The sequence below is a fragment of the Cupriavidus sp. 05N39 genome (assembly GCF_056397325.1).
In genome coordinates, this window is the sequence record NZ_JBFTNE010000004.1 from 89,179 (window position 1) to 101,110 (window position 11,932).

The following is an 11,932-nucleotide window of genomic DNA, read 5'->3' on the forward strand; positions in this document are numbered from 1 at the left end:
CGCGCCGCCGGTCCGGGGCAGGCCAGGCAGCGCCCGATTACTCCCTTGACACTCGGAAACTTTCAACCTAAAGTGCGCCTGCAGATCTAGATAAGAGACCATCTGTAAGATGGTCTCTCCCTGCGTGCAGATTGCTGCGGCCTCTTACAGAAATAAAACAAGGAGACCGCTGTGCAATCCACGATCAAGATCCGTGGCATCGATGATGTCATCTCGTTTATTGATTCCTGCCCAGGCATAAAAGGCAGAGCCGGCCTCATCTGGTGGCTCGCGCTGGGGGGATTATTCCTTGACGCATTCTCCAATTCCGCATTGAGCGCGGGCCTTGGGCCCATGACGCGGGATTTGCATCTTGCCGCGTCGCAGGTCGCGCTGCTGACCTCGTTCGCTTCGTGGGTGGCCATTGCCTTCAACCCGATCGGCGGCTGGATGGCCGACCGCTGGGGCCGGGTTCGTCCGCTGGTGCTGGCGAAATTCCTGGCGGTGACCGGTGCGCTGCTGGTGGTCTTCGCGCCGGGCTTTGAAGTCATCCTGGTCGGGCGCTTCTTCGTGGGCGCCGCCTACGGCATCGATTTCGCCATTGCCATGGCGGTGCTGGCGGAGTTCACGCCAGTCAAGTTGAAGAGCCGGCTCAATACCTGGCAGGGCATGTGGTACACCGCCGTCTGCAGCAACCTGCTGCTGGCCTTGCTGTTCCACTCGTGGCAGGTGGGCGATTCCATCTGGCGCTATTCGGTGGCCGCTACGGCCATCTTCGGGGTCGGCATTCTCATCCTGCAGCTTGCCTTCCTGGTCGAAAGCCCGATCTGGCTGGCGCGCAAGGAGCGGCTGGACGACGCTGCCGGGGCGATGACCCGGATCTATGGCCGGCCCTTCGTGGCCGCGCCGGTGGACGAGCGCCTGCCTGTCCTCAACCAGGCAAAACGCGGCCTGGCCAATGTGTTGCTTATCTTCCGCGGCGTGTACCTGCCGCGCACCATCCTTGCGGCGACCGTGCAGATCGGCCAGTCCATCCAGTATTTCGCGGTCGGCTGGTATTTGCCGCTGATCAGCGCGGCCTTGTTCGGCAAGGACTTCATCTACGCCACCGTGGGCGCGCTGGTCTTCAATGTCTTCGGCATCTTCGGGGGCTTCATGTCGCCGCTGATCGGCAGAAAGCTTGGCTTGCGGCGCGCTTCCGCCTTCGGATTCGCCGCCGTCTTCGTCATGCTGCTGATCCTCGGCCTGTTCAACGGCAAGATGCCGGTCTGGGTGGCGGTGATCGTGCCGTCGCTGTTTATCCTTTTCCACTCGGGCGGCCCCGGCGCCAATGGCAAGAGCCTTTCGTCGCTGTCGTTCCGCAGTGAACTGCGCGCGGGGGCGAACGGCATCATCGGTGCCCTGGGCTCGACCGGCGCGGCGCTGGGCCTGCTGATTTTCCCGATCTTCCGGGAGAACTATGGCCTGGAAAAAACCTTCCTTATCCTGTCGATCGTGCCGCTGACGGCCAGCATCATCTGCTTTGTGATCCGCTGGGACCCGACGCGCACCACGATCAATCCAGACAACGAAGCCGATGCCCCGCAATTCAGCGGCGATGAACAGCCGGCCCCGGCGTTCCTCAACCCGGCGATAGAGAAAACCCAGCGATGAAGCACAACAGGCACGTCATACTCGCCATCGACGAAGGCACCTCCGGAACGCGCGCGGCTGTCGTCGCCGCCGACGGCCATGTCTCCTGCCTGGAGTACATGGCGCTCCAGGTGGACGCGCCGCGGCCCGGCGTGGTGGAACAGGATGCGAACGCGATCCTGGAGAAGACCATCGCCGTGTGCCGCGCGACGATTGCGCGCGCGCAGCAGGAGCAGTTGCAAATCGTGGCGCTGGGCCTGGCCACGCAGCGGGCCACGGCGGTGCTTTGGGATACCCGCACCGGCCGCGCGCTCGTGCCCGCCATGGTCTGGCAGGACACGCGCTACGTCAGCGAACTCAACGCGCTGGCGCCGGCCTGGGACAAGACGTTGATCGAGCAGGTCGGCCGCCCGGCGGGCGTGCGGTCCCCCTACCTCTGGGCGGCCCGCCATCTCCACGACACCCCGGCCGTGGCCGAGGCGTTCCGGGAGAACCGTCTTGCGTTCGGCACGATCGATACCTGGCTGCTGTGGCACCTGTCCAGCGAACGCACCTGCGTAACCACGCCCACCAACGTGACATCCGCCAGTGCCTACGTGCTGGCGGAGCACCGCTACCACCTCGGCTGGCTGGACGCGCTGGGCTTTCCTGCTGCGCTCTTGCCGGCGCTGCGCCAGGACGCGGACGACTTCGGCCGCACCCGGCCGGAGCAACTGGGCATCGACGTGCCGATCCTCGCCTGCGCCGGCGACCAGCTCGCGGGCGCGGCGGGGCTCGGGTGCCTGGACCGGGGGCAATCGATGTGCGTGCACGGCACCGGCAGCTTCGTCGACCTGATGACCGGGCCGGAGCTGCCGGCCAGGGCGGGGCTGTACGACGGCACCCTGACCATGACCGCGCGCCGGCAGCATCATGTCTCGCACCTCTCGGTCGAAACCTTCGTGGCCACTACCGGTTCGGCGCTCAACTGGGTCTGCGAGAAGTTGCGCTGGTTCGAGAGCGCGAAGCAGATCAGCGCGCTGGCGGCCACGGTCGATTCGGCGCGCGGCGTGACGTTCCTGCCCGCGCTGACGGGGCTGCGGGTACCGCAGATGCAGCCCGAGGCGCGGGCCTCGCTGACGGGCGTTTCCATCGCCAGCTCCCAGGCCGAGGTGGCCTACGCCATCCTCGAAGGCATTGCCCACGCGGTTGCTTCGTGCATCGAGGCCAACGAGGAAGTCGCTGGCGTGAAGGTGTCCGAACTCATCGTGGGCGGCGGCTTGTCCGGCAGCGACGCCTTGCTGCAGATCCAGGCGGACCTGACCGGCATGCCGATCCGGCGCATGCGCGAAACCGACCGGGCCAGCTTGCGCGGCATTGCCTTCTTCGCGGGATCGTCGGGATTGCTGTGGGAGTCGCTGCAGCAAGCCCGCGCCACCAATGAAACCGATGCCGTCTTCGAGCCCCGGCTCGGCGCCAGCGAGCGCGGCGAACGCCGCGCGCTGTGGCATGCGCGGGTGGCGTCCGAGCTGCGTCACGCGCAGACCTTCCACAATCAATAAGCAGTCAGGAGATCTCTACGACATGATGGTTTTTCCATCCAGAAATCCGGGCAAGGACCGCGCCGCGATGACCTCCACCGAGCCGCTGCGCCTGGTCCGCCAGGAGCAGCTGGACCGCCTTGCCAGCGAACAGTTTGACATCCTCATCGTCGGCGGTGGCGTGACCGGCGCCTACGCGGCGCTGGACGCGAGCTTGCGCGGCTACCGCGTGGCCCTGGTGGAGAAGAACGACTTCGCCTCCGGCACCTCGTCCAAATCCTCCAAGATGGTGCACGGTGGCCTGCGCTATATCGAACAGGGCAACCTCGGGCTGGTGCGCCATTCCCTGCTGGAGCGCCAGCGCCTGCGCAGGAATGCCAGGCACCTGGTGCAGCGCCTGCCGTTCCTGTTCCCCGTGCTCGAAAAGGATGGCGTGTTCGACAAGCGCCTGTCCAAAGCGTTTGAAAGCCTGCTCTGGACCTACGACATCGCCGGCGGCTGGCGCGAAGGCATCCTCCACCAGAAACTCACCAAGGCCGAGGTGCTGTCGCATTGCCCGACCTTCAACGAAGAGAACCTGCTCGGCGGCTTCCTGTATTTCGATGCGCGGGTGGACGATGCCAGGCTGACCCTGAACATCGCCCGTACCGCGGCCTTCCATGGCGCGGCGGTGGTCAACCATGCGAAGGCGGTCGAGATCACCCGCAACGATCACGGCAAGGTCGATGGCGTGATCGTCCATGCCGGCGAGCGCGAGATCCGGGCCAGAGCCGGCGTCGTCATCATGGCGACCGGCGTCTGGCTGCGCGACTGGACCGGCCGCAAGAAGGGCGAGGAAAAGACGATGCACATCCGGCCGGCCAAGGGCGTGCATATCGCCATTCCCTGGCTGAAGGTCCGCAACGACTGCACCGTGACCATCCCAGTGCCGGGGCGCAACCGCCGCGCCACCATCACCCGCTGGGGCAACGTCTCCTACCTCGGCACCACCGATGAAGACTACGAGGGCGACCTCGACGATGTCTGCTGCACCCGGCAGGAGCTGGACTTCCTGCTCGACGGCGCGCGCTGGGCCTTGAAGACGGACCTGCAGGCCGAGGACGTGCTCGGCAGCATCGCGGGCTGCCGGCCGCTGGTCGCGCCGCCGGGCGGCAAGACGCTGGAGATCAAGCGCAACCATGAAATCCATACGGCGGCGGATGGCCTGGTCACCATCGTCGGCGGCAAGCTGACCACCTCTCGGCATATGGCCGAGCAGACCATCGACGCCGCGCAGAAAGTCATCGGCCAGCGCAGCAAATGCCGGACCAAATCGGCATACCTGCTGGGCGCGGCGGGTTACGACGCGCAGGCCATCGTGGCATCCGGCGGCCTGTCGGCCCACCTGGGCGAGCGTTACGGCACTGAAGCGCGCTTTGTCAGCGACATCCTGCAGGCCGATGCGCGGCTGCAGAAGCCGATCGTCGAAGGCCTGCCCTACACCGAAGCCGAGATCGTCTACGCCGCGCGCCATGAACTGGCGGGCAGCGTGGACGACATCCTTTCGCGCCGCATCCGTGCCCGCCTGATGGCGCGCGATGCGTCAGCGCGCGCCGCGGCGCGCGTGGGCGAACTGCTGCAGGCCGAACTCGGCCTGTCCGAATCCGTCGTGGCGCAACAGGTCAACACCTACCTGAGCGCCGTCGCACATGAAAAATCCGTTCTTATGGGAGAGAAGGCATGATCAGCAAGGAAGCAATCAAGCGAGGCTACAACCGTGGCAACTACGTCGTCGGCGCGCACACGCCGCCTGCTTACGCGGCCACCGTCAAGGAAACGTCCGACACGCCCGGGCTGCAACGCGACGCCGTGGCCGTCGATGCCGCGCAGATCGACGCGCTGCGCAGCGTGGCGGATGAAGTGCTCACCGATGCCGGCAGCGTAGTGACGTGGACGCGTGACTGGTGGGCCGGGTCGATGATGACCGAGACTGCCGGTAAGCCCGCGACCCCGCGGGCCGTCATCGTGCGGGTTTCAACCATCGGGCAGATCCAGGCAGTCATGCGCATCGCGCACGCGGCGGCGATCCCCGTGACCGTATCGGCCGGGCGCAGCAATGTGACCGGGGCCGCCCTGCCGGTGCGCGGCGGCATCGTGCTGGATGTGTGCGAACTGAACAAGATGCTGGACTTCGACAAGGAAAGCCAGATTGTCGAAGTGGAGGCAGGCGTGTTCGGCGACATCTTCGAGCAGACCATCCAGAGGGAGTACGGCATGACGATGGGCCACTGGCCGTCGTCTTTCGCCATCAGCACCGTGGGCGGCTGGGTGGCGTGCCGCGGCGCCGGCCAGCTCTCCACGCGCTACGGCAAGATCGAGGACATGGTGTTCGGCATGGACGTGGTGCTGGCCGACGGCAGCCTCGTCACGGTGGGCGGATACTCGCGCGCGGCGCTCGGCTCCGACCTGCAGCAACTGTTCATCGGCTCGGAGGGCACCCTTGGTGTCATCGTGCGCGTGCGCCTGAAACTGCATCGGCTGCCCGACTACGGCCGCGCCATCGCCTATGGCTTCAAGACCTTCGCCATCGGTCTGGACGCATGCCRCGAGATCGTGCAGCGCGGCGCGAATCCCGCGGCGCTGCGGCTCTATGACGAACTCGAGAGCGGCGTGCAGTTCAACCTGCCGGACACCAACGTGCTGCTGATCGCCGACGAGGGCGCCCGCGAGATGGTCGATGCGGTGATGGCCATCAGCGAAGGCGTGTGCAAGGAACTTGGCCATGCCCTGGATTCCGGGACCATCTTCGAGCGCTGGCTGGACACCCGCTACCTCACCGGCAAGAGCGCGGAAGGCTTCAAGCGCAGCCCTGGCTTTGTCGCCGACACCCTGGAAATGTCCGGCCCCTGGAGCGACCTGTCCGCCATCTATACCGATGTGGTCAACGCGATCAACGCCGTGCCCGGCACGCTGGCGGGCTCGGCGCACCAGTCGCACGCGTATGTGGACGGCGCCTGCCTGTACTTTTCGCTGCGCGGCGAGGTGGAGGTGGAGAACCGGGCGAAGTGGTACCGCCAGGCCTGGGATGCCGCCAATGCGGTGCTGATCAAATACAATGCCGCGTTGAGCCACCATCACGGCATCGGGCTGTTGCRCGCGCCGTATATGCGTGAATCGCTGGGCAGCGCGTTTCCGGTGCTGGTGGCGGTCAAGCAAGCGCTGGATCCCAAGAACATTCTCAATCCCGGAAAGCTCGGCCTGAGCGACGAGCTGCCCCACCACGCGGATCGGTAAGCATCATGGACAAGTCACTCGGGGCACGCCTGACGCGGCACCCGGTCATCGGGACGCTCTACGGCGTCGAGCAGGTCGACATCTTTATCGAGAGCAATGCCGAAGTCTCCATCGTCGCCAACGTCGAGCTGCGCAAGCTGCAGCCGGTGGTGGCCACGCTGACCAAGGCGGGCAAGTACGTCATCGTCAACATCGACAGCTGCGAAGGGCTGTCGCAAGACAAGGGCGGTGTCGAGTATCTTGCCGATATCGGTGTGACCAGCCTCGTCTCCACCCGGGTGGCAACCATCCAGCGCGCCAACCGGGCGGGGCTGATCACGATGCAGAAGGTATTCGTGACAGACCGCTCGACCTGGCCGCGCAGCGTCAAGGCGCTGGAGCAGAGCGATCCCAATCTCGTGCAGCTGATGCCCGCGCCCATGCTCTCGCATCTTTCCACCAAGGACCGCAAGGCGCTGCCGCCCATCGTGACATCGGGCTTCGTCTGCAACAAGGACGATATCCGCAGCGCGATCAGGGAAGGCGCCGTGGCGGTTTCCACCAGCGACAGCAAGCTGTGGAACCTGGAGCCTTCCGTGTTGAAATCCTGAAACCGACCGAGGCAATCGATGGCTGCTTCCCACCTGCAGGTGATCGCGCACTACTTTGCGTTGCCGGGGAATGGCGACAAGGTATGCGCGCTGCTGGCCGAACTCGCCGCGGCAACGCCAGGTGAGACGATGGCCAGCAGAGCGGCGGTCATGAATCGAGGTATCCATATTTTCGTCCATTCCGTTTTGTGCGCCGCATCGCCGCGACGTTTGCATTGTGGGATGCGCAACGCATGATCACATCACTCAAATTGGTGATCGGCGTCGCGCTGTCGGCGCCAGCCGGGCCGCGCGCGCTGTCCCCGATGTCCAGCCGGTGAGGTGTCAATTTCCCAAGTCGCTGGCGGCATCAGTGGCCTTCACAAGAGCAAGGATTCGGGCACGTTCCGACTCGGCTGGCTATGGCGTTTTTGGTCCGGGCTTGCAGCAAGAGCGTGAGTCCTGCAGCGGGTATTCAAAGCGGCACATGTCAAGTGCGGTCCGTGCGCAAGCGCGCACTAATTCCCGGAAAAAAGAGGCCGCGCCGACTCATCCCAATGGCTAGTTGAAAGGGAATTTTCGCTACTTATACTAAATAAAGAAATCCAATCGCGGGTAATGCTCATGAAGACGTTGGCTACCGCAGATCAACATGCCCCCTTGCCGTCGCCGGCAAGGGTCGCTGTTATCGTGGCCACGAAAGGCCGGCCGCAGGCATCGACGCACGTGCTGCGACTGCTCGAGAAGCAATCCGTGCGACCGGCCATCACGCTGTTTTCCGCCTGCACGGATGCGGATATCGAGCCTGGCCTGGAAACGCCACTGGCGGTTGAGTATATCTTTGGCCCGGCAGGCTTGCCCGCGCAGCGCAACCGCGCGCTGGCCACGGTCCTGTCGCGCGTGGATTTTGTCGTTTTCTTCGACGATGACTTCGTGCCGTCACCCTATTGGATAGAGCGCTGCCTGCAGGCCTTTCTAGCGGAGCCCGATGTCGCGGGGATCTCCGGCGCCTTGCTTCACGATGGCGCGGTCGGTGCCGCCCTGTCATGGGACGACGCATGCAGCCTTGTCCGGCAAGCGGAGGCGGTTGCCAGTACACCGCGCCCGCTCACCACGCTGAGCGGGCTCTATGGATGCAACATGGCCTATCGCGTTTCCGCGATCGGCAATCTGCGCTTTGACGAGCGGCTGGTGCTTTACGGCTGGCTGGAAGACAAGGATTTTTCGCGCGCGATCGGCAGGAAGGGCAGGCTGGTCGAGTCCGACGCGATGTTAGGGGTCCACCTGGGGTTGAGATCGGGCCGAGTCTCCGGAAAACGTTTTGGTTTCTCGCAGATCGTCAATGCCTGGTATTTGCACAAGAAGGGCGTGCTTTCCACGAAGGAAGTCTGGAGTTTCATCGCTAAAGCGCTCACTGCCAATGGTGTCAGGTCGATCCGGCCTGAATCGCACATCGACCGCCGCGGACGTTTCGCCGGCAACCTGGTCGGCGTGACGGATCTTCTGCTTGGCCGGTGCCGGCCGGAGAGGGCCAGTGATTTGTGAGGCGCGTATTGCGATGCCGCTGACTTTCGTCAGCGTTTGATGGATGGACCCCGGGGGCGGGGAAGGTTGTTATCGAAATGACGGCGGGGCCAACGCGGGCCCGTCGCGAAAGCACTCGCCATCAAGGACGCTGCCTGTGCGCAGCGGCACCTCGGCAATTTCCCCCGATAGGCTGGAATGACATTCGGCGGCGCGCTCCCTGAGGGCGCCATTGGGGGAGTCCCTCGTGGAGCGCCAATTGCGATCATGCCGCTACGCGCCATGCCGGCCGGAGTGGCGCGACATATGACTCGGAGACGTACCGGAATGACCACCTGGACCCGGCGCGCATGGCTGCGCGGCATTTCAGCAAGCATCCTGGCTGTCGCATCGCGCGACATGTATGCGCATGTGAGCGCGGGACCTGTCGATGCACCGCTGCCCACGCTAGACGGCTGGGTGGTCGACCAGTTCGGCCGGCGGGTGCGTCTGCAGGACATGTTGCTGGGCGGCGTCACGGCATTGCAAACGATATTCACGGGCTGCAGCTCGGTTTGCCCGTTGCAGGGCGCGCTGTTCAGCGCGGTGCAGGACGGCATGCCGCGCGTGAACGCCCGGTATCCGCTTCGCCTGGTCTCGCTCAGCATCGATCCGCTGTCCGACTCTCCGGAGGCGCTGCGGGCATGGCTGCAACGCATGGGCGCCGGCCCCAACTGGCGCGCGGTGGCGCCAACGGGCGCCGTCGAGCAGATCAGGACGGTACTTGCCGGCAGGGCGCCGGGTCCGAACCTCGATGCGCATTCCACACAAGTCTATTTTTTCAACAAGGCTGCGCAATTGTGCTGGCGCAGCCCTGCATTGCCGCAAGCGAAAGAAGTCCTGTACGTCATGGAGCGCTTGGCCCAGGCTTGACGGATCCGGCACGGGCCAATCAACAACAGCAGAGCAACAGCAGAGCAACAGCAGAGCAACAGCAGAGCAACAGCACCAAACCACCAACCCACCAGCAAACTTCGCCATGACTCCCATCTCACTGCAATCCAACGGATTCACGAGGGCACTGCTTAAGTGGATCGGTACCTGTCTTGTTCTCTTTGCATGGACGTTCTCCGCGCCGGCGGCGGCGCAGACCGGCGCGATGAGCCTGAGCGGTAAGAACTTGTGCGCCGATGTCTCGGGTGCCTCGACCGCGAACGGCGCACCGGTCATCGTCTGGGCGTGCAGCGGCGACCCCAACCAGCGATGGACATTCGCCCAAGACGGTACCGGGTACAAGATCACGGTGGGCCACACCGGCTATTGCCTGGACATTAATGGTGTCAGCCTGGCCAACGGGGCCGCGGCAATTCAATGGCCATGTCAGGTACCAGCCGCCAACAACCAGCGGTTCACGCTGAAGCAGCAAAACGGCGGCTATGCGGTGGTGGCCGTGCACAGTGGCAAGTGCCTTTCCGCGACGGGGAAAGCCAGCGCGCAGCAAGGGCAGGCTGTGGCTCAATACACCTGCGACGGCAGCGTCGGCCAGACCTGGCTGCTCCCCAATCTGAACATTGTCACCCTGCCGTCGAAATGGACGGCGCCCAAGGCACTGTCGCTCGTACCGGTAGCGGCGGCGAGCCTGCCTTCCGGCAAGGTGTTGGTGTGGTCCGCCTACGATCGCTTCACGTTCGGCGGCGACAACGGGCAGACTTACACCGCCCTGTTCGACCCGGTCGCCATGACGTCCACCGAGAAGCTGGTCACCAATACCGCGCATGACATGTTCTGCCCGGGGATCGCGAATCTCCCCGATGGACGCATCTTTGTCAACGGCGGATCCAGCAGTACCAAGACCAGCATCTACGATCCGGCCACGGCCAAGTGGTCCGTGGCACCGGAGATGAACCGCGGCCGCGGGTATGAGGGCAGCGTCACGTTGAGCAATGGCGGCGTCTTCACCGTGGGCGGTTCCTGGAGCGGCGCCATCGGCGACAAGGACGGCGAAACCTGGATGCCGAACAACCCGTGGCGCCTGAACAGCGCCGTGTGGGACGACTACATCCTGACTGGCGACTCTGCGGGCCTGTACCGTTCGGATAACCACGCGTGGCTGTTCGCCTCGGCCAATGGCCGGGTGTTCCATGCGGGGCCGAGCAAGCAGATGAACTGGATCGACACCACCGGTGACGGCAGCGTGACCCCGGTCGGTACGCGGGCGGCGGATGGCGATGCCATGAACGGCAACGCCGTGATGTACGACATCGGCAAGATCCTTACGGTGGGCGGAGCGCCGGACTATGAAAACACGACGTCAACCGCGAACGCACACGTGATCGATATCACGAGCGGCACGCCGGTGGTGCGCAAGCTCGCTTCCATGGCCTATGCCCGCGCCTTCGGCAACAGCGTGGTCTTGCCGAATGGCCAGGTCGTCGTGATCGGTGGCCAGACCGTGCCGGTGCCGTTCTCCGATGACGGGGCGGTGCTCACCCCGGAACTCTGGGATCCGGCTACCGAGAAGTTCCAGAAGCTGGCTGCGATGGCAACCCCGCGGACCTACCACAGCGTGGCCCTGTTGCTGCCCGACGGGCGGGTGCTGAGCGGTGGTGGCGGCCTTTGCGGTGATTGCACGACCAATCATCCCAATGTGGAGATCCTGTCACCGCCCTATCTGCTCAATGCGGATGGAACGGCGGCGACCCGCCCGACGATTTCGTCGGCGCCGGGGGACGCCCTGCTTGGCACCACGATCTCCGTGACCACGAATACCCCGGTGGCCAAGTTCGCGCTGGTCCGCATGTCGTCGGTCACGCATTCCGTGAACAACGAGCAGCGCCGGGTGCCGGTCACCTTCACGGTCGGTACGGCGGGAGAGAATCTGATCAAGATCCCGTCCGACCCGGGCGTCGCCGTGCCCGGCTACTACTATCTGTTCGCCATGAATTCGGCGGGCGTGCCGAGCGTGGCCAAGGTCATTCGCGTCCACTGATGCGCCGCGCGAACAGTAGGGCATGGCGGGCGGTCGTGGGTGTGGCGCTGGCCGCCGCCAGCATGCTGGCGGCGGCCGCGGATGGCAGCGGGGACGTGGAGCGGGGGCGGGCGCTGTTCCACGGCGAGACGGATCTCTCTGCGCACTTGCGGGGGGATCCCGCGCCGCTGCCCGCTTCAGCCGTGCGCTGCATCAATTGTCATACCAAGACCAGCCGGGGGGAGGCATTTGCCCCGCCGCTGACGTCGGATTCCCTTCGTACCTTAAGCCCGCGCCGGGGCGGCCCGCCCACGGCTTACGACCGCGACGCTTTCTGCAGTGCGCTAGCCAACAGTATCGACGTGGCCAACGTGGTATTGGTAAAGGCGATGCCGCAGTACGTCCTGTCGGATAGCGACTGTTCCGCCTTGTGGGCGTACCTGATGACGCAGTAAGCAGGGTGATGGCGTTGCCATGCCTGCGCCGGT

10 protein-coding genes are annotated in these 11,932 nt (G+C 64.9%); all 10 read left to right on the forward strand.

The genetic code is table 11. From position 1 onward, the window contains the following. Positions 1-171: 171 nt before the first annotated feature. Positions 172-1,632 (forward strand): MFS transporter, encoded by a 1,461-nt coding sequence (locus tag AC1DN0_RS03135; RefSeq protein ID WP_441625487.1) that lies wholly within the window; start codon positions 172-174, stop codon positions 1,630-1,632. Continuing rightward, entirely contained in the window at positions 1,629-3,152 is a 1,524-nt protein-coding gene (locus tag AC1DN0_RS03140) for an FGGY family carbohydrate kinase (protein WP_441625485.1), read from the forward strand. The genes AC1DN0_RS03135 and AC1DN0_RS03140 overlap by 4 nt, the downstream gene beginning before the upstream one ends. 22 nt (positions 3,153-3,174) lie before the next feature. After that, the gene (locus tag AC1DN0_RS03145) at positions 3,175-4,854 is read left to right on the forward strand and encodes a glycerol-3-phosphate dehydrogenase/oxidase (protein ID WP_441625483.1); all 1,680 of its coding nucleotides are present in this window, start codon (positions 3,175-3,177) and stop codon (positions 4,852-4,854) included. After that, positions 4,851-6,404, forward strand: a complete 1,554-nt coding sequence (locus tag AC1DN0_RS03150; RefSeq protein WP_477145528.1) for an FAD-binding oxidoreductase — start codon at positions 4,851-4,853, stop codon at positions 6,402-6,404. Before AC1DN0_RS03145 ends, AC1DN0_RS03150 begins: the two co-directional genes overlap by 4 nt. Positions 6,405-6,409: 5 nt before the next feature. Next, positions 6,410-6,994: a glycerol-3-phosphate responsive antiterminator gene (locus AC1DN0_RS03155; protein ID WP_035868188.1), complete on the forward strand. Its 585-nt coding sequence runs from the start codon at positions 6,410-6,412 to the stop codon at positions 6,992-6,994. 18 nt (positions 6,995-7,012) lie between these two features. Beyond that, a complete protein-coding gene (locus AC1DN0_RS03160) occupies positions 7,013-7,231 on the forward strand; it encodes a hypothetical protein (RefSeq protein WP_441625479.1) in 219 nt (72 codons plus the stop codon). Between the two features lie 366 nt (positions 7,232-7,597). Further along, a complete protein-coding gene (locus AC1DN0_RS03165) occupies positions 7,598-8,518 on the forward strand; it encodes a glycosyltransferase (RefSeq protein ID WP_441625477.1) in 921 nt (306 codons plus the stop codon). Positions 8,519-8,824: 306 nt separating this feature from the next. Beyond that, the gene (locus tag AC1DN0_RS03170) at positions 8,825-9,409 is read left to right on the forward strand and encodes an SCO family protein (RefSeq protein WP_441625475.1); all 585 of its coding nucleotides are present in this window, start codon (positions 8,825-8,827) and stop codon (positions 9,407-9,409) included. Further along, the gene (locus AC1DN0_RS03175; RefSeq protein ID WP_441625473.1) at positions 9,291-11,465 is read left to right on the forward strand and encodes an RICIN domain-containing protein; all 2,175 of its coding nucleotides are present in this window, start codon (positions 9,291-9,293) and stop codon (positions 11,463-11,465) included. Before AC1DN0_RS03170 ends, AC1DN0_RS03175 begins: the two co-directional genes overlap by 119 nt. Next, positions 11,465-11,899 (forward strand): hypothetical protein, encoded by a 435-nt coding sequence (locus tag AC1DN0_RS03180; RefSeq protein ID WP_441625471.1) that lies wholly within the window; start codon positions 11,465-11,467, stop codon positions 11,897-11,899. Before AC1DN0_RS03175 ends, AC1DN0_RS03180 begins: the two co-directional genes overlap by 1 nt. Positions 11,900-11,932: the final 33 nt, after the last annotated feature.